At 65.9% G+C, this 16,902-nt stretch carries 18 protein-coding genes; 7 read left to right on the top strand and 11 right to left on the bottom strand.

The genetic code is table 11. From position 1 onward, the window contains the following. Window positions 1-36: 36 nt before the first annotated feature. The 3 genes from ACWMMN_RS08135 to ACWMMN_RS08125 form a co-directional block, all read right to left on the bottom strand. Entirely contained in the window at window positions 37-1,095 is a 1,059-nt protein-coding gene (locus ACWMMN_RS08135) for a permease (protein ID WP_059234403.1), read from the bottom strand. Next, window positions 1,092-2,219, bottom strand: coding sequence for a tRNA 2-selenouridine(34) synthase MnmH (mnmH, locus tag ACWMMN_RS08130; protein WP_059234405.1), 1,128 nt, complete (start codon window positions 2,217-2,219; stop codon window positions 1,092-1,094). Before mnmH ends, ACWMMN_RS08135 begins: the two co-directional genes overlap by 4 nt. Window positions 2,220-2,283: 64 nt before the next feature. Further along, window positions 2,284-3,237 (bottom strand): LysR family transcriptional regulator, encoded by a 954-nt coding sequence (locus ACWMMN_RS08125; protein ID WP_174991452.1) that lies wholly within the window; start codon window positions 3,235-3,237, stop codon window positions 2,284-2,286. 166 nt (window positions 3,238-3,403) lie between these two features. Here ACWMMN_RS08125 and ACWMMN_RS08120 point away from each other — a divergent pair, with 166 nt between their 5' ends. Continuing rightward, a complete protein-coding gene (locus ACWMMN_RS08120; RefSeq protein ID WP_486423197.1) occupies window positions 3,404-4,825 on the top strand; it encodes a M20 family metallopeptidase in 1,422 nt (473 codons plus the stop codon). A 35-nt stretch (window positions 4,826-4,860) separates the two neighbouring features. After that, entirely contained in the window at window positions 4,861-6,147 is a 1,287-nt protein-coding gene (locus tag ACWMMN_RS08115) for an MFS transporter (protein WP_059234410.1), read from the top strand. Window positions 6,148-6,224: 77 nt separating this feature from the next. Here the strand turns inward: ACWMMN_RS08115 and ACWMMN_RS08110 are convergent, their stop codons facing one another. Together ACWMMN_RS08110 and ACWMMN_RS08105 are read right to left on the bottom strand one after the other, a co-directional pair. After that, window positions 6,225-7,277 (bottom strand): NADP(H)-dependent aldo-keto reductase, encoded by a 1,053-nt coding sequence (locus ACWMMN_RS08110; RefSeq protein WP_256086018.1) that lies wholly within the window; start codon window positions 7,275-7,277, stop codon window positions 6,225-6,227. A 143-nt stretch (window positions 7,278-7,420) separates the two neighbouring features. Further along, window positions 7,421-7,858 (bottom strand): PaaI family thioesterase, encoded by a 438-nt coding sequence (locus tag ACWMMN_RS08105; protein WP_059234414.1) that lies wholly within the window; start codon window positions 7,856-7,858, stop codon window positions 7,421-7,423. A 187-nt stretch (window positions 7,859-8,045) separates the two neighbouring features. Here ACWMMN_RS08105 and ACWMMN_RS08100 point away from each other — a divergent pair, with 187 nt between their 5' ends. Both ACWMMN_RS08100 and ACWMMN_RS08095 read left to right on the top strand, forming a co-directional pair. After that, the gene (locus ACWMMN_RS08100; protein ID WP_059234416.1) at window positions 8,046-8,534 is read left to right on the top strand and encodes a winged helix-turn-helix transcriptional regulator; all 489 of its coding nucleotides are present in this window, start codon (window positions 8,046-8,048) and stop codon (window positions 8,532-8,534) included. A 336-nt stretch (window positions 8,535-8,870) separates the two neighbouring features. Next, on the top strand, window positions 8,871-9,494 hold the full coding sequence (locus tag ACWMMN_RS08095) for a phospholipase D family nuclease (RefSeq protein ID WP_174991448.1): 624 nt from the start codon (window positions 8,871-8,873) through the stop codon (window positions 9,492-9,494). Window positions 9,495-9,644: 150 nt separating this feature from the next. Here ACWMMN_RS08095 and ACWMMN_RS08090 read toward each other — a convergent pair whose 3' ends face one another. Then, window positions 9,645-9,872, bottom strand: a complete 228-nt coding sequence (locus tag ACWMMN_RS08090; protein WP_059234419.1) for a hypothetical protein — start codon at window positions 9,870-9,872, stop codon at window positions 9,645-9,647. Window positions 9,873-10,135: 263 nt separating this feature from the next. On the opposite strand from ACWMMN_RS08090, the gene ACWMMN_RS08085 reads away from it, so the two are divergent. Beyond that, window positions 10,136-11,107 carry a sensor domain-containing diguanylate cyclase gene (locus tag ACWMMN_RS08085; protein WP_486423196.1) on the top strand — a complete coding sequence of 324 codons (972 nt, stop codon included), beginning with the start codon at window positions 10,136-10,138 and terminating at the stop codon, window positions 11,105-11,107. An 85-nt stretch (window positions 11,108-11,192) separates the two neighbouring features. Here ACWMMN_RS08085 and ACWMMN_RS08080 read toward each other — a convergent pair whose 3' ends face one another. After that, complete coding sequence (locus ACWMMN_RS08080; RefSeq protein ID WP_486423195.1) at window positions 11,193-11,666, bottom strand: VOC family protein; 474 nt, start codon at window positions 11,664-11,666, stop codon at window positions 11,193-11,195. Between the two features lie 574 nt (window positions 11,667-12,240). Further along, entirely contained in the window at window positions 12,241-12,549 is a 309-nt protein-coding gene (locus ACWMMN_RS08075; protein ID WP_174991446.1) for a phosphatidylserine/phosphatidylglycerophosphate/cardiolipin synthase, read from the bottom strand. Window positions 12,550-12,733: 184 nt separating this feature from the next. Here ACWMMN_RS08075 and ACWMMN_RS08070 point away from each other — a divergent pair, with 184 nt between their 5' ends. Further along, window positions 12,734-13,477 (top strand): DUF695 domain-containing protein, encoded by a 744-nt coding sequence (locus tag ACWMMN_RS08070; protein WP_256086013.1) that lies wholly within the window; start codon window positions 12,734-12,736, stop codon window positions 13,475-13,477. A gap of 707 nt (window positions 13,478-14,184) precedes the next feature. Here the strand turns inward: ACWMMN_RS08070 and ACWMMN_RS08065 are convergent. Beyond that, window positions 14,185-14,580 (bottom strand): hypothetical protein, encoded by a 396-nt coding sequence (locus ACWMMN_RS08065; protein WP_059234429.1) that lies wholly within the window; start codon window positions 14,578-14,580, stop codon window positions 14,185-14,187. A gap of 301 nt (window positions 14,581-14,881) precedes the next feature. Here ACWMMN_RS08065 and ACWMMN_RS08060 point away from each other — a divergent pair, with 301 nt between their 5' ends. Further along, window positions 14,882-15,346: a plasmid fertility inhibition factor family protein gene (locus ACWMMN_RS08060; protein ID WP_059234430.1), complete on the top strand. Its 465-nt coding sequence runs from the start codon at window positions 14,882-14,884 to the stop codon at window positions 15,344-15,346. A gap of 87 nt (window positions 15,347-15,433) precedes the next feature. Here ACWMMN_RS08060 and ACWMMN_RS08055 read toward each other — a convergent pair whose 3' ends face one another. Beyond that, a complete protein-coding gene (locus tag ACWMMN_RS08055) occupies window positions 15,434-15,949 on the bottom strand; it encodes a GNAT family N-acetyltransferase (protein ID WP_059234432.1) in 516 nt (171 codons plus the stop codon). 532 nt (window positions 15,950-16,481) lie between these two features. Next, on the bottom strand, window positions 16,482-16,712 hold the full coding sequence (locus ACWMMN_RS08050; RefSeq protein WP_059234434.1) for a DUF6566 family protein: 231 nt from the start codon (window positions 16,710-16,712) through the stop codon (window positions 16,482-16,484). Window positions 16,713-16,902 lie beyond the last annotated feature (190 nt).

The raw sequence follows: 16,902 nt of genomic DNA, 5'->3' as shown, positions 1-16,902 counted from the left end.
AATATGGATACGGCTATCGAACCGGGCCGGCGCGCGTCAGAACCCGAACGCGATCGCGAGCAGGCCGCTCACGATCCCGAACACGACGACGAGCGTCGCAACGATCGCCAGCATGTAAGGCTTGAACGAACGCGCGAGCATCGCGAGCGACGGCACGCTGATCGGCGGCAGCGTCATCAGCAGCGCGGCGGCCGGGCCAACGCCCATGCCGAGCGACAGCATCGCCTGGATGATCGGCACCTCGCCGGCCGTCGGAATCACGAACAGCATGCCCGCGACCGCGAATGCGACGATCCAGCCGAGATGATTGCCGATGTCCGGACCGATATGCGGGAACAGCCATGCACGCGCCGCGCCGAGCAGCAGCACCAGCACGATGTATTCGGGCACGAGCCGCACGGCCATGCGCGCGAGCAGCTTCACCCAGCGGACGAACGGATTGCCGGCCGCGGCCTGCTCGGCCGCCAGCGCGGCGAGCTGCGCGTCGTCGATGCGGCGGTCTTCAGGACGCGCAATGCGGTTCAGCAGATAGCCGATCCCGAACACCATCGCGATGCCGAGCACGAGGCGCAACGCACTCCAGTGCCAGCCGAGCACGAAGCCCATGAACACCAGCGCGGCCGGATTCAGCACCGTGTTGCCGAGCCAAAACGCGACCGCACCGCCCGGCGACGCATGGCGCGCACGCAGGCCCGCGACGACCGGCGCCGCGCAGCACGTGCACATCATTCCGGGCAGCGACAGCAGGCCGCCCGCGGCGACGCTGCCGAACCCGGTACGGCCGAGCGCACGCGCGACCCAGTGTGCGGGCAACAGCGCCTGCACGGCCGAGCCGAGCAGCAGGCCGAGCACCATCGCCTGCCAGATCGCCTTGCCGTACGCCCATGCGTAATCGAGCGCAGCCTTCAGCGACGGCTCGGGGGCGGTCGCCGACGTGCCCATCAGGATCGACTGGCCGATCGAATGGTGCTCGGCGGCGACGAACGCCTTGTTGTAGTACGGAAACCATTTCACATAGAACAGTCCCGCGACCGCGATCAACAGGAAGGTCATCCAGCCGAGGGCCGGACTGGGTTGGGTGCGTGTGGTCGTCATCGTGTGGTCGTCGATTGGTCTGTGTCGGTTGCGGATTTCGCGCCTGCGGCAAGCGCGGCCGATGCGGGCAATCCGGTTTGCGCGAGTTCGGCCAGCAGTGCGCGCGCCTGGTCGCGCACGTCGGCCGCGTTGGGCCGGAACGTGAACGTCAGCGCCCGGTTCGGCTTGTTATAGGCCGTGCGATAGGTCCGCGCGTAGGCGGGATCGTAATGCTTGTCGATCAGCTCGGAGAACAGTTCGGCGCGCGCGTTCGCATCGATCAGCGCCTTCCAGTGTGTCACCTGTTCGCGGCTATGCAGGCCGATCAGCCGATGGAGCTGCGCCTTGAACGCGTCCGGTTCGTCGAACAGGTGCGCGTAATCATCGAGAAGAAACGCGATCCGCTCGTCGTGCGCCGCGTCGACATGCACCCACGGCCCCGCGTGAAACGCTTCGATCAGCGCGATCGGCAACTGCACGAGCCCGATCCTGCGGCTTTCCGATTCGACGAACACCGGCCATTCAGGGTCGAAACGTCCAAGCGTTTCGACGAGCCCGGAATCGAACCCCTTCTGCGCCGGCTGCGGCTTGCCCGGCAGCGCACCGAGCAGCGAGCCGCGATGGCATGCGAGCGCCTCGAGATCGAGCGTCTGCGCACCCACGTCGTGCAGCGCGTTCAGCAGGCGCGTCTTGCCGCAGCCCGTATGGCCGACCAGCGCGACGTAGCGAAAGCGCGTCGGCAGCGAATCGAGCGTCGCGCACACCGACTGGCGGTACGCCTTGTAGCCGCCGTCGAGCTGGCGCGCCTTCCAGCCGATCAGGTTGAACCAGGTCGTCATCGAGCCCGAGCGTTTGCCGCCGCGCCAGCAGTAGATCAGCGGCCGCCAGTTGCGTGGCCGGTCGGCGAACGTCGTGTCGAGGTGGCGGGCGATGTTGCGCGCGACGATCGCCGCGCCGACGCGCGTCGCCTCGTACGGCGACACCTGGCGGTACATCGTGCCGACGAGCACGCGCTCTTCGTTGCTGAGCACGGGCGCGTTCAGCGCGCCGGGAATATGGTCCTCGGCGAACTCGAGCGGCGTGCGCACGTCGATGATCTCGTCGAACTCGCCGGCGCGATCGAGGGTGACAATCAGGTTCTTCAATTTGGCGTCGAACAGGGGCGATGCGGCTCGATGAGCCGCATGGACACGGAAGGCGGATTGACGATTATCTCACGGGCGGGCGTCTCGGGCCGCGCACGGCAGTCGGCGGCACCGATGCGACCTGCATCGCGTCGATCAGGTGATCGCGGAACGCGCGTACCGACGCGGGCAGATCGCGCCCCGCCATCGTCTGCACCTGGATGCTGCGCTCGCGCAGTTGCGGGTTCGTCACGGGCACGACGACGAAGCCGTCCGCATCGAAACGGTCGCGCACCGACAGCAGCCCCGTGAACATCACCGCGCCCGTGCGCCGTGCGTAGCCGTACATCGCCGCGGTGTTGTTGCTCGTCAGTTCGGGCTCGAGCAGCAGCCCGTCGAGTGCGCATGCAATGTCGATCAGCTGGCGCACCGTCGTGCCGGCCTCGGGCAGCACATGCGCGTGCCGTGCGACATCGGCGAGCGAAACCGCGTCGCACGCCGCGAGCGGATGATCGTGCCGCACCAGCGCGAAGACCGGCGCACGCTCGGTGTGCTCGACGCGCACCCCCTTCTCCGGCGCGAGACTGAAGGTCAACGCGATGTCCGCATCGCCGTCGCGCACGCGCCGCGTCGCTTCCGCCGGCGACACCACCCACACGGTGAAATCGACGCCCGGATGGCGCGCCTTGAAGCGCGCGAGCGCCCCGGGCAGAAAATCGATCGCGAACCCTTCGGAGCAGGCGATTTTCAGCAGGCTGCCGTGCAGCGCGTCGAGCCCGCCGATGTCCTTCATCACGTGCTCGGCTTCCAGCAGGCTGCGCTGCGCGAACGCCAGCAGCCGCTCGCCGGCCTCCGACAGCGCCATGCCGCGCGGCCGGCGCTCGAACAGCGGCGCACCGAGTTCGCTTTCCAGCTTCGCGATCTGCCGGCTGATCGCCGACACGGCCACGTGCAGCCGCGCGGACGCGTCGCTGATCGAGCCGGTGCGCGCCACTTCGACGAAATACCGCAACGCCAGACCATGCAGGAAAGCCGCCATCGTTCTGTCCCCGGGCCACATCTGGCCGCTCTGCTTTGCCTTTTCGGCAAAGAAAGGTTCGAAATTCGATCATTGTGACAAAAAAAACGGCTTTCTAGAATCGATCGCACTTCACGTTGCGTGCGCGATCCGCGCGCGGAGCGCCCCCCGTCAGAGGAGACACGACTTGAGCCGTACCGCCGCCATCCAGCACGCGCTGAACCAGTTCGAATCCGGTGCGTTCTTCACGACCCTGAGCCGCCGCGTCGGCCTGCGCACCGAAAGCCAGGACAGCGGCAACGAAGCCGCGCTGCGCGCCTATCTGACCGACGAGATCGCGCCCGAGGCGGCCCGCCTCGGCTTCACGTCGCGAATCGTCGACAACCCCGTCGACGGCGGCGGCCCGTTCCTGCTCGCGTCGCGCCATGAAGACGACGCACTGCCGACCGTGCTGATCTACGGCCACGGCGACGTCGTGCGCGGCTACGATGCGCAGTGGCGCGCACCGCTGTCGCCGTGGACGCTGACGGCCGACGGCGACCGCTGGTACGGCCGCGGCAGCGCCGACAACAAGGGCCAGCACACGATCAACCTGGCCGCGCTCGCCAGCGTGCTCGGCGCGCGCGCCGGCCGGCTCGGCTTCAACGCGAAGCTGCTGATCGAGATGGGCGAGGAAACCGGGTCGCCGGGCCTGGACGCGTTGTGCCGCCAGGAACGCGACGCGCTCGCGGCCGACGTGCTGATCGCGTCCGACGGCCCACGCATCGCCGCCGCACGCCCGACCGTGTTCCTCGGCTCGCGCGGGTCGGTCAATTTCAAGCTGAGCCTGCGCGCCCGCGACGGCGCGCATCACTCCGGCAACTGGGGCGGACTGCTGCGCAATCCGGCGATCGTGCTCGCGCATGCGCTTGCGAGCCTCGTCGATGCGCGCGGCGCCATTCGCGTCGAGGGGCTGCGCCCGCCGCCGATCCCGGCCGCCGTGCGCGACGCGCTCGCCGATCTTGTCGTCGGCGGCGGTCCCGGCGATCCGGCGCTCGACGCCGATTGGGGAGAGCCCGGCCTGTCCGCGGCCGAGCGCGTGTTCGGCTGGAACACGTTCGAAATCCTCGCGTTCAAGGCCGGCAATCCCGAGCACCCCGTCAATGCGATCCCGCCCGTCGCGTATGCGCACTGCCAGTTGCGCTTCGTTGTCGGCACCGACTGGGAAGCGCTGCCCGCACACCTGCGCGCGCACCTCGATGCGCACGGTTTCTCCGACATCGAGATCGACGTCGAACGCGGCGCCCCGGCAACGCGCGTGCCGCCGGACGATCCGTGGGTCCGCTGGGCCGTTGCGTCGTTGGCGCGCACCACCGGCAAGAAGCCCGCGATCCTGCCGAATCTCGGCGGCACGCTGCCGAACGAGGTGTTCGCCGACACGCTCGGGTTGCCGACGCTGTGGGTGCCGCACTCGTACCCGGCGTGCTCGCAGCACGCGCCCGACGAGCACCTGCTCGCGAGCGTCGTCAGCGAGGGGCTGCAGATGATGGCCGGCCTCTTCTGGGATCTCGGCGACGACGCGCCGCCCGTTCGCCGCGCGGCACCCGCCGCGGCCGGCGCCGCCCTGTAACGCGCTTCGCCCCTTTTACGGGACCTGCACATACGATGAACACGACCACCCTGACCTCGCAGGACGCCGCGCGTCCCAGCGCCGCGAAGATCCGGCGCCTCATCTTCGCGGCGTCGATCGGCAATGCGCTCGAATGGTTCGACCTGATCGTCTACGGCTTCTTCGCGGTGACGATCGCCAAGCTGTTCTTCCCCGCGACGAGCGAAGCGACGTCGCTGATGCTGACGCTCGGCACGTTCGGGCTGTCCTACCTGATCCGGCCGATCGGCGGCTTCGTGCTCGGCGCGTACGCGGACCGCGCGGGCCGCAAGGCATCGCTGCTGCTGTCGATCGCGATGATGATGGTCGGCACGCTGCTGATCGCGCTGATGCCAACCTACGCATCGATCGGCATTCTCGCGCCGCTCGGGATCATGCTGTCGCGGCTGATGCAGGGCTTTTCCGCCGGCGGCGAATTCGCGAGCTCGACTGCGTTCCTCGTCGAACACGCACCGCAGCGACGCGGCTTCATGTCGAGCTGGCAGTTCGCGAGCCAGGGCCTCGCGACGCTGCTCGCATCGGGCTTCGGCGCGCTGCTGACGGCCACGCTGACACCCGCGCAACTCGAAAGCTGGGGCTGGCGCGTGCCGTTCCTGTTCGGTCTCGCGATCGGTCCGGTCGGGCTGTATATCCGCCGCTACGTCGACGAAGGCGTCGAGTTCAAGACGCAGGCGCGCTCCGAAGCACCGGTGCGCGAGCTGTTCGCGGAACAGAAGGTGCGGGTGCTGCTGTCGATCGGCGCGCTCGTGATCTCGACCGCGATCAACTACATGATCCTGTACATGCCGACTTACGCGATCAAGCAGCTCGGACTGCCTGCGTCGACGGGCTTCGCCGCGACGCTTGCGACCGGCTTCGTGCTGACGCTCGTCACGCCGATCGTCGGCCACCTGTCCGACAGCACCGGACGCATCCGCATGATGGCGGTCGCGGCACTGCTGATGCTCGTCACCGTGTGGCCGACGTTCGCGTGGCTGACACGCCACGCGTCGTTCGCGACGATGCTCGCCGCACTGGTCTGGATCGGCGTGCTGAAGGCGATGTACTGCGGTGCGCTGCCGGCGCTGATGGCCGAGCTGTTCCCGTCGCAGACGCGCGCAACGGGGCTCGCGGTCAGCTACAACACGGGCGTCACGCTGTTCGGCGGCTTTGCGCCGTTCGTCATCACCTGGCTGATCAGCACGACCGGCAACCGGCTGTCGCCGGCGCTCTATCTGATGGGGTGTGCGGTGCTGAGCCTCGTCGCGCTGCTGGTCGCGCGCACGCGGCTCAAGATGCGATAACACCTGAAGCGACGGCGCAGCGATGCGCCGCCGGTGCGGCCCGTCGCGGCATCGCTGCCGCGCGGGCCGTGCGCCGCTTACGGCGCCGGGTTCGGCTGACGTTCGTGCAGCACGTCGATCTCCGCGAGGATCTCGTCGGACAGCTTCACGTCGATGCTGCCGATGTTTTCCTTCAACTGCTCGAGCGACGTTGCGCCGATCAGGTTGCTGCGCACGAACGGCCGGCTGTTGACGAACGCGAGCGCGAGTTGCGCAGGCGACAGCCCGTGACGCTGCGCGAGTGCGACGTAACGCGACGTCGCGTCCACGGCCTGCGGCTTGCTGTAGCGCTGGAAACGCTCGAACAGCGTGATGCGCGCACCGGCCGGACGCGCACCGCTCTCGTACTTGCCGGACAGCCAGCCGAACGCGAGCGGCGAATACGCGAGCAGGCCGACGCCGTCACGATGCGTGAACTCCGACAATCCATTCTCGAACGTACGGTTCAGCAGGCTGTACGGATTCTGGATGCTCGCGATGCGCGGCAGCCCGAGCGTCTCGGCCGCGCGCAGGAACTGCGCGACGCCCCACGGCGTTTCGTTCGACACGCCGATCGCGCGTACCTTGCCGGCCTTCACGAATTCCGCGAGCACGCCGAGCGTTTCCTCGATCGGCACCGTGTACGCGTCGTCGACCCACGGATAGGCGGGACGGCCGAACGTGGTCGTGCTGCGATCGGGCCAATGCAGCTGGTAGAGGTCGACGTAGTCGGTCTGCAGGCGCTTGAGGCTGCCGTCGAGCGCTTCGGTCAGGTTCTTGCGGTCGAACTGGTTGCCTTCGCCGCGAATATGACGCGGATTGTGCGGCTGCCGCGCCGGCCCGGCGATCTTCGTCGCGAGCACGATGCGGTCGCGCTGTGCACGATGCTGCGCGAGCCAGGTCCCGATGTATTGCTCGGTTCGCCCCTGCGTGTCGGGCTTCGGCGGCACCGGATACATCTCCGCGGCATCGATCAGCGTCACGCCCTGCGCAATCGCGTAGTCGATCTGCTCGTGCGCGTCGCGCTCCGAATTCTGCTCGCCCCACGTCATCGTACCGAGACCGATCAGACTGACCTCGATGCCCGAATCGCCGAGTGTGCGGTATTCCATGCTGTTCCTGTCGCGTCGGTGGAAAGCAGAGACGCTATCACATTGAAGCGGTCGCTTCAGACAGGCGCCGCGAACGCTTACAGGCGGCCTTCGGCCCCGCCCCGGACGGCCACGCTCCAGCCCACGCGGCGACGTTGCCGCCGTTACTGCGGCCGCTGGATGAAGCAGGTCGCCGATGCGTGCGCGACGATCTTGTCGTCCGGCGTCTTCAACGTGCCCTCCGCGACGCCCAGCGAACGCGACAGGTGAATCACGCGCCCTTCCGCGACCAGGTCGACGTCGCGCGGCACGGGCCGCAGCATCTTCACGTGCAGATCGACGGTGCCGTAGCCGATGCCTGCGTCGAGCATCGAATGCACCGCGCACCCCGTGACTGAATCGAGCACCGTCGCAGCGAACCCGCCGTGCACGCCACCCAGCGGATTCAAGTGCCTGCCGTCCGCCCGCGCCGAAAACTTCACATAACCGAGCTCGACGTCGAGCGGACGCATCGGAATCGTCTCGGAAATCGACGCCAGCGGCGCATCGCCCGACACGGCGGCGCGCAGCAGATCGAGGCCAGACAGGGAAAGCGGATTCATCGGGTTGTCTCCGGGTTGAAAGCGCGTCGCCGCGCGAGTAAGTTCTAAATTGGAACTCATTATTGTCAACGATACCGGTGGTTGTCAACGCGGATTGGCCGGTTGCGACCGAAGGCGGGTTCTATAATCGAACCCGCTATTTCGCTGAACCGCCGCAAGACCGCCGCAACAGGCAAGAGACTCGACGATGAAATGGGATGACATCGGCACGCTGAACTGTTCGGTCGCGCGCACGCTCGCCGTGCTCGGCGACCGCTGGACCATGCTGATCCTCCGCAACGCATTCCTCGGCTGCCGCCGCTTCGATGCGTTCCAGACCCAGCTCGGCCTGACGCGTCACGTGCTGGCCGAACGGCTCGCACGGCTCGTCGAAGAAGGCGTGCTGGTCAAGCGTGCCTATCAGGACCGCCCGCCTCGCTTCGAATACCGGCTGACGGAAAAAGGCCTCGACCTCTACCCGGCCCTGCTCGCGCTGATGGCGTGGGGCGACCGCTGGAAGGACGACGGCCAGGGGCCGCCGGTGCAATTGCGCCATCGGACTTGCGGCCAGCTGATGCACGCCGTCACCGTATGCTCGGCCTGCGGCGAACCGCTCGACGCCCGCGACGTGCAACCCGAGCCGGGCCCCGGGTGGGTCGCCACCGGCGAAACCGGGGCACCCGCAGTCACGGATTGATGTGCAACATGCGGATGATCGGCCGACGCCTCCGAATCGCCTGTTGCGCGCGCTTCGACTGCGGACCGTTTCGAGTCGAGTCCGCCCGACTGCGCGCGTACTGATCGCACGCCGATGCCCTGCAACGGCAAACGCAATCGCACCGCCTTCACCTTCGCCTACATGCTCCGTTGATCGCCCCGATCGCACCCGCGGACCGCACAACGCAACTTTGCGTCACCCCCGCCACTGCGGCCAATCCTCGCGCGAGCAATCGCTTCGCATCCGCGCGTGACCGGGCCACTGCGTGTGCGTTACACTCACGGCCCGCTGTCTCGAAATTGTTCGCTGTCCACGATGTTGTCGCGCAATCGCCTCGCCGCTGCCTGTCTCGCCGCTTCCCTGCTCGCCACACCCTTCGCCGCCTTCGGCAAGACGCAAAGTGAATCGCTGCTCCAGCAGGCGATCGACCTCGTGTCGCGATGGCTGCCGGCCCCCACTCACGAAGCCCCCGCAACCCAGGTCGTCGAATCGGCGTTCTCGCCCGACGGCGGTGCCGAGGCGCTCGTGCTGAAAGCGATCGGGGCTGCGCGCAGCTCGATCCGCGTCGCCGCCTATTCGTTCACGTCGCCACCCGTCACGCGCGCGCTGCTTGACGCCAAACGACGCGGCGTCAATGTCGCGGTGGTGGTCGACGACAAGGGCAATCGCGCGAAGAGCAGCAAGCAGGCGCTGAACCTGCTCGTCAATGCGGGGATCCCGACGCGCACGATCGACGCGTATGCGATCCATCATGACAAGTACCTCGTGATCGACGCCGAACACGTCGAAACGGGTTCGTTCAACTACAGCGCGTCGGCCGCGAGCCGCAACTCCGAGAACGTCGTCGTGGTCTGGAACAATCCGCAACTCGCGTCGCGCTATCTCACGCACTGGCAAAGCCGCTTCGACCAGGGCACGCCGTACCGCTCCAGCTACTGACGCACGACACGCGCGCTCAACCGGCGCCCGACCGGCCGCATTCGATCCGCCCTGTCGCAAATGATCGGCGAGCGTGGCGCGGCGTTCAATTCGGCCGAATGGCCAGCGCACCGCACCGCGGATTGCCCGTCGCGCACGACGTCGCTGCATTCAATGGATGTCAGGCGCCCGCCCGGTCGCGGCGCCGGCATGTGCCGACGGCGCGCAGCGGTTCGCGTGCCCGTCCGCGCCGCTTGCCGAGTTCGCAGACAGGCCGTGAGCGCCTCCCGGCAGCACGTTGCTCACGCAATCGGTGCTGAATGCCAGCGCGCTCTGGACCATCGGGTAAATGAGATACAGCGCAAACGCGAGATAGCCCGCGTACAGAATTCGAACCATGGTGCGATGGGATGCGATGAACGATTGGACTCGCCCTATTTACGGCACGGCGACGACCACCTTGAGGTATCGCGCATCCGATTCCGCATCGGAACGAAACGTGGACCGATGACCACCGCTTCTCACCGCATCTTCACCGATCCCGACGGAGCCGATCCACACCGCGGCGAGACGCGCGACGTGGCGAGGCATCGACAAATGCGCGATACTTGTCCGACATACGATCCCGTGACCGGCGATGCAGCCGGGACAAGGCCAGGCCCATGCAAATCGCACCGAAACCGGCCAACGAGGCGGCCCGGCTCGATACGCTTCATTCGCTGTCGATCCTCGACACGCCGCCCGAAGAGCGTTTCGACCGCCTGACGCGTCTCGCACGCAGGCTGTTCGACGTACCGATCGCCCTCGTCAGCCTCGTCGACGAGAATCGCCAGTGGTTCAAGAGCCATGCAGGTCTCGACGCCGCGCAGACGTCGCGCGACGTGTCGTTCTGCGCTCACGCCCTGCTCTCGGGCGACACGATGGTGATTCAGGACGCACTGAACGACAACCGCTTCCACGATAACCCGCTCGTCACCGGCACGCCCGGCATCCGCTTCTACGCCGGCCGGCCGCTCGCCGCGCCGAACGGCGCGCCCATCGGCACGCTGTGCCTGATCGACACGCGGCCGCGCTCGCTCGAACCCGAAGAGCTCGCGCTGCTCGGCGATCTCGCCCACATGACCGAGCGCGAAATCGCCGCGCTGCATTTCGCGACCACCGACGAACTCACGCAACTGACGAACCGGCGCGGCTTCGAGATCCTCGCCCGCCACGTGCTGAGCCTGTGCGATCGCCTCGGTCGTCACGCCGTGTTGCTGTTCTTCGACCTGAACGATTTCAAGGCGATCAACGACCGCTTCGGCCATGCCGAAGGCGACCGCGCGCTCAAGGCGTTCGCCGACACGCTGACGGGCGCGCTGCGCGACAGCGACGTCATCGCACGGCTCGGCGGCGACGAGTTCGTCGTGCTGTTGAGCGCCGCCGATCCGGCCGACGTCGCCGAGCCGGTCGAACGCGTGACGCAGGCGCTCGCGTTGCGCAACGCTGCCGACGCACGCGGCTATGCGATCCGGTTCAGCGTCGGGCACGTTGCCTACGATCCTGCACGCCATCACACCGTCGCCGAACTGCTGGCATCGGCCGATCGCCTGATGTACGAAGACAAGCAGCGCGGCAAGACAGCCGGCGCATGACCGTGATCGGTCCGGGCGCGCGCGGCGGCCCGGGCCGCCGCGCAGTCGCTCGACCGCGGCTACGCGACTGTGTGACCGCGTCAGTTCAGCTCCCGCACGGCGGCGCGCTGGCCATTGCCACCGCGATCTGTTCGGGTGTCAGGTCGCGCTGGTGCGTCGCGAGCGACCAGCGATGCCCGAACGGATCCTCGACCTGTCCGTACCGATCGCCCCAGAACATGTCGGCGGCCGGCATCGTGACCGTCGCGCCGGCCGCGACCGCCTTCGCGATCGCCGCATCGGTGTCCGGCACGTACAGGTGCAGGCAGACCGACGTGCCCTTCAGCGCCTTCGGCCCGAGCGCGCCGTGCTCGGGCATTTCATCCACCAGCATCAGTGTCGAATCGCCAATCGCGAGGCACGCGTGGGCGAGCCTGCCGTCGGGCATCGCGAGGCGAAACAGTTCGCTCGCATTGAATGCGCGCTTGTAGAAATCGATGGCTGCGGCCGCGCCCGCACAGATCAGATGCGGTGTCAGCGTGCGCATCCCTTCCGGGATCGGCTTGACGGACGTGGACATGGTGTCGCTCCTTCAGTCGGTTGTCGTATCGAAAATCGGGACGGACGCGCGATGCGCACGCCTCCGATGCTACGACGGACGACCCCGACGGAAATCGACATGGCACCCTGGATTTTTTTTGTTTTCTTGAGTGCCGCGGTGCGCGGCGCGCAGTGCGGGCCTCATCGGCCCGTTCTGTCAGTCTCGTCGTCCTGCCTTCCGAACTGACGGCAACCGGCCCATCGACGCGGCGCCATAGCAGAGTACCGCGCTCGCTTGCACGGATCAGGCTCCGCTCCGCCGACGCCGGTCAATTACATACCTTGACGGTGCCGTTGCTCGTGCATTGACCGACGGCCCAGTGACTCTGCCCTGCCAGAGAAGGGGCCAGGCCGATGCCGCGAATCGTCGCGGCCGGCGACGACGCAGGAACGGTCGCCGACGCGGTTTCGGGCGACGGTTGAACGGGCGCCCGCTCGGACGCGGCCTGGCAGGCGGTAGCGCCAGACACAGCGCGAATGCTGATGGGCCGATGACGGATCGGAGCACGGTTGCGTGCGCGTTGGCGCGATGTGCGTCGGGTACCGGCTCGCCGTCAGATCTGCGGCAAATCGCGCAACGTGCGCGACTCGCTCGTTGCATCGATGTCGAGCTCGATGCCTTCCGACGCATCGCGATACAGCACGCGTTTCAGTCTGGGCCCGATCGCGGTGGCGTCCGATGCCGAGAAGATCGCGCGAACATCGTTGCCGGACGCGAGTGCGCGCGCCACGTCTGCCACCGGCGCTTCGCTCGGCGCCACCGCCCACGAGCGATCGGCCGGATTCACGGCCGCCCAGCGCACGTGCGTCACACGCGCGCTGAGCGGATCGATTCGGACACCATTCACTGCAAACGTCGACATCGGCATCTCCCTTGAATTTTTCGCGGTCCGCCGCACACCGGCGGCGAATCGCGGACAGCCCGGAACGCGCAGACCTTACCCGCACGGCCCGCGATCATGCGCGCTGCTCCGGCCAACGCGATTTTCGATGATACATTGGGACGCTTTGCAACCGTCAACAGACAATCGTGTACGGGAGAAACACATGAGCGACGCCTGGGGAACCTTCCCTGCCAGAATGGGCGACCATCAGGCCTTCATCAGCTTCAATCACGGCTTTGCGGAAATCGCCGAAGGCGATCCGCGCACGTCGCTGCTCAGCGTCCGCGTGCCCTTCGCGCATCCGTCGCCCGAAGGCCTGCCGACCGGCGACGAATTCGCCGATCTCGCGAAGATCGAGGATCTGCTCGATGCCGCGATCACCGCGAAAGGCGGCGTGCAGGTCGGCCGCATCACCGTCGACGGCAACCGGGATTTTCTTTTCTACGTGCCGTTCGACGAAGAGGCCGCGGCGGAGATCGTCGACGCGCTGGCCGACCAGACGACCTATGCGCTTCAGTACGCCCATCAGGACGATCCGGACAAGGCAACCTACTGGCAGACCCTTTACCCGACCGACGACGACTGGCAGATCATGCGCGACATGCGCGTGCTGGATGCGCTGCGCCAGCAAGGCGATGCCGGCGACGTGAGCCGGCGCGTAATGCACTGGGCGTACTTCCCGGACCCGAGCGACGCGCACCAGTTCGCGGACTGGGCCGAAGCGAAAGGCTATCCGGTCGAATCGGTCGCGCCGACCGAAGACGGCAAGTCGGCCGTGCGGTTTTCGCACGAAGGCGCGACGACGCTGGCAGACATCACGCGCCATACGCTCGCGATCAATCGCGAAGTGCGCGCGCTCGGAGGGGACTACGACGGATGGGAAACCAGCGTCGAACAGACTGGTTGAACGAATCGGCATGACCGCTGCGCACGGCACGATCCCATGCATGCGGCGCAAAAAACATCCCGGCAGCGTTGCTACGCGCCGCCGGGATCAAGGCATCGCCGGCCGAAACCGGCGACGGGCCTGAGGGTTCGCTCAGGCACGAGGAAAGCGATTCGTGCGGGTCAGGCGATCGGATGCCCGGGCGCGCAATCAATACCGTTGTGCAGCCTGCCGAACGCCTGCCCGGTTCCCCCGACGCAGCCTTCCGGCGTCGGGCGGGCAAAAAGCCCCCGCTCCTGCGCGAGCGAGCGGGGAAACGGTTGACCGGGCCGGGGAAGAACGGTCAACCGTTCGGATTGTGATCGCGGGTCGCGCGACGGTCTGTGCGGCAACTCACCCTTTGGTGACAAGGTGACGGCAACCGGCCCGCTCGCGTGCCGCCAGGGAACGTCATGGCTCGGGCGCGACGCATGTCTTGCCGCTTTCGCTGACGACGACCGGCATCGCAGTGCAGCCTGTCGGCAGCGCCCTTCTTTTCATTTCATTTCCGGCAGTACGCGTTGTTTTAATTCGAGTGGATTTTTCAGCCCCGCGCGCAGTGTCGGATAAGTCACCGGCACTGTCAAAGCAGGATTATTCTATTTTTTGAGCGATGCAATTCCAGCTTCATTCATTCGTGCCGAATTTCGCGAATACAATGACTTTCGTCATGAAAACCCGCTTTTTCATTAAGACAAACCACTGGAAAACCAGTCGGCAACCATATCGATCCAGTCGAGATCGCTAACGATTTCAATGACGGTCTCGCCGACGATATCGGCAGTCGACGAGTCCGTTGCCAGCGCCCCCGAAGCAACCGCACTCGCCTTCCCGATTTCGGCCGATGCACCAGACCTCGGATCGGCAAGCCGCTCCAGCCAGTCGACGATATTGGCACGCGCATCCTCTTCGTCGGCGAAATCATTTCGTTCGAGAAAGCGGTCGAACACGAGCCACGCGAGCGTCTTGCTTCGCGCATCGGATGCGAGCTGCCAGTCGACAACGGCGGTACGGCCGGACGCCCTGATTTCGAGCGCCGCGGTGAAACAGTAATCGAGATATTCGATCTCAAATTTCGATGACATCGCTTTCCCCGCTCAATCTGCCCTCTCGGTTCTAATGAAGCCCGGCGCTTGCCGCACTTCGCGGCACAGTGTGAATCTTGCATGAATGTCACGCAACGCGTCATTCCCGCTGGCAGTATCACGATATCCGCGTGGCCTGTCGATATGGATTGCAACCGCATGGCCGCATCCGTCCGTTCCGCGCTTCCGGTTCCGCTGCAGGTCGCTCCGCTTTCCTATTTCCGGTATCGACCTGCTCCGCAGCGTTAATCGCACTGCTAAACTCGGACCACCGAGACCGCTTGCGCCACCAGAGGAAATAATGACACTCGCCCACGCACAACAGAGCGGCGTAGATGTCTGGATCATCCAGCTTCCCGGCCATACCCCCTATGCCTATACGCACCTCAAGCGGGTATTCTCGTCCGACGACTCGCGACACCGGGTCGTGACGATCGACCTGAAGAAGCTGCTGGCGTGCGCCGACCGCGATACCACGGACTATGTGCTGCCATCGGTTCAATACTGGGCCCCTGGAAAAGCCGCGGGCATTCGCGAATTCCTCGATCCGGACCAGGATCGGATTCCGGACATGCCATTCATCACGTTTCGCGAGACGAGAGCGCGCACGCTGCTCGGCATCCCCGGCCTGTCGAAAATCGGCGTTGCGTCGTTCCGTAACGGCCAGCATCGCGCGCGCTATCTCGCCTATGCCGGCGCGACGACCTTGCCCGTCGAAATCCACGAAACCGAGGCCGATTTGCTGATGCGGTATTGCGGCGAGTAACGGCCAAATGCGCTCGGCTTTCGCCCTGCATGGCGGCTGGGCGCGGGTGCATTCGCCGCCGCCGCTCGCGCCGATGCCGGCAGCCCTTCAAGCCTGTATCGCGTAAATCCGGTCGGTGACTTCCGTCTGGCCGATGCGGCTCGTTTCGACGGTGACCAGTTGCCAGCCGTTGTGTTCGTAGAAGCCGATCGCACGGACATTGCCGTCAAGCACTTGCAGGTGGACCTTGTCCACGCCGATCGACCGTGCCCACGCGCGCACGGCTTCGATCATGCGCTTGCCCGTGCCGCTGCCATGATGCGAAGGATGGACGTGCAGGCAGTCGAGCAGCACACCGAGCGCCGGATCGACGGGACGCTCCGCGCTGACGAAGCCAACGGGTTCGCCATTCGATTCGGCGATCAGCACGAGGCCCCACTCGTCCTCATTGCGATCGAGATACTTGCGCCACCGGACCGCGTGTTCCGTCGGCACCTCGTCGGACAGATAGGCAGCCGGCAGGATATGGCTGTAGGCGGTTTGCCAGCTCAGCGTGTGCAGGCGAGCGATGTGGCTCGCGTCGCGAGGCGTCGCGGTGCGCAGTGTGGTCCGGGTGTCCGGCATCGGTGGCAACTCCTTCTGCTGGTGCTGGTGCTCGGTATGTCTCGTCGCACAATATACCGTGCTTTGCGGCATACCTTTCGCAGTGGCTCGCTGCCGGGACATCGACGCGCAGGAGGCACAGGCAAAAAAAATCCCGACACCTTCTCCGGTCATCGGGATCGAACGGCCCTGCAAAGCATGAGGGCACGAGGAAGGCAATACATTACACCAACGTAAGCATGTTGCGCTTTGTCGGTTCGTGCCAAGTCCCTGCTCGATTCCGCCAATCACGCAACAACGGGCCGCGCTAAACGAAAAAAGCCTGCTCGCGCGAAACGCGAGCAGGCAAGAAAACGGATCAGCATTCGAGGCACGAGGGCTGTCCAGGGAAGATAACGGCACGGCGCGGGCAAACCTTAGGCAGGAGAAGAAGTGCCGCAGGCGAATGGGTGTGAACGTTGCTGGCGCAACGAAAAGGAAACGCGGCGCGAATCGGGCTCGGGCCTTCTTTTGCCTCCGCGCCATCCACATTGCAGAGTTCAAGGAAGTGGGGCTATCGATTGATGTCGCGCACGATCGCGCGCCCAATTTCGAAGCCTGCCCGCTTCGCCTCTTCCGAGGTCTCGTACTCGGTGTCGAAGTCATATCGTCTGGGCGATTCGACTCCGTCTTTGCGAACCCGAACGTTCGCCATCCACGTGCTGCCGGGTGCCGGCTGCACGGACTCGACGATGATTTCGCAACCATCGAATTCGTCGAAATGGCATTCGATTCTTTCGTGCATATGGTGTCCCCGCACATTCGCCCGATGTTGCTGTCGGACAAGCGGCTTTACGAAGCCGCTCTTTTGAAGATCAACGCCGAAACTACGCTGCGCTCGATGAGTTGAATGCGCACATACAACTTCGTCAAAGACGCCCTGACGAAAAACCACTACGCCGTGCCTGCGTCCGAGCGCCAGAAAGCAAAAAGCC

The organism is Burkholderia cepacia complex sp. TUM26381 (assembly GCF_057439935.1).
This window is presented reverse-complemented; position numbering and strand designations above follow the sequence as displayed.

Coding starts and splice junctions, on each gene's coding strand:
- ACWMMN_RS08125 (WP_174991452.1), bottom strand. CDS start 3,237: ATGGCGGCTTTCCTGCATGGTCTGGCGTTGCGGTATTTCGTCGAAGTG.
- ACWMMN_RS08055 (WP_059234432.1), bottom strand. CDS start 15,949: ATGCCGGACACCCGGACCACACTGCGCACCGCGACGCCTCGCGACGCG.
- ACWMMN_RS08090 (WP_059234419.1), bottom strand. CDS start 9,872: ATGGTTCGAATTCTGTACGCGGGCTATCTCGCGTTTGCGCTGTATCTC.
- ACWMMN_RS08100 (WP_059234416.1), top strand. CDS start 8,046: ATGAAATGGGATGACATCGGCACGCTGAACTGTTCGGTCGCGCGCACG.
- ACWMMN_RS08085 (WP_486423196.1), top strand. CDS start 10,136: ATGCAAATCGCACCGAAACCGGCCAACGAGGCGGCCCGGCTCGATACG.
- ACWMMN_RS08080 (WP_486423195.1), bottom strand. CDS start 11,666: ATGTCCACGTCCGTCAAGCCGATCCCGGAAGGGATGCGCACGCTGACA.
- ACWMMN_RS08135 (WP_059234403.1), bottom strand. CDS start 1,095: ATGACGACCACACGCACCCAACCCAGTCCGGCCCTCGGCTGGATGACC.
- ACWMMN_RS08105 (WP_059234414.1), bottom strand. CDS start 7,858: ATGAATCCGCTTTCCCTGTCTGGCCTCGATCTGCTGCGCGCCGCCGTG.
- ACWMMN_RS08060 (WP_059234430.1), top strand. CDS start 14,882: ATGACACTCGCCCACGCACAACAGAGCGGCGTAGATGTCTGGATCATC.
- ACWMMN_RS08070 (WP_256086013.1), top strand. CDS start 12,734: ATGAGCGACGCCTGGGGAACCTTCCCTGCCAGAATGGGCGACCATCAG.
- ACWMMN_RS08075 (WP_174991446.1), bottom strand. CDS start 12,549: ATGTCGACGTTTGCAGTGAATGGTGTCCGAATCGATCCGCTCAGCGCG.
- ACWMMN_RS08065 (WP_059234429.1), bottom strand. CDS start 14,580: ATGTCATCGAAATTTGAGATCGAATATCTCGATTACTGTTTCACCGCG.
- ACWMMN_RS08050 (WP_059234434.1), bottom strand. CDS start 16,712: ATGCACGAAAGAATCGAATGCCATTTCGACGAATTCGATGGTTGCGAA.
- ACWMMN_RS08115 (WP_059234410.1), top strand. CDS start 4,861: ATGAACACGACCACCCTGACCTCGCAGGACGCCGCGCGTCCCAGCGCC.
- ACWMMN_RS08110 (WP_256086018.1), bottom strand. CDS start 7,277: ATGGAATACCGCACACTCGGCGATTCGGGCATCGAGGTCAGTCTGATC.
- ACWMMN_RS08095 (WP_174991448.1), top strand. CDS start 8,871: ATGTTGTCGCGCAATCGCCTCGCCGCTGCCTGTCTCGCCGCTTCCCTG.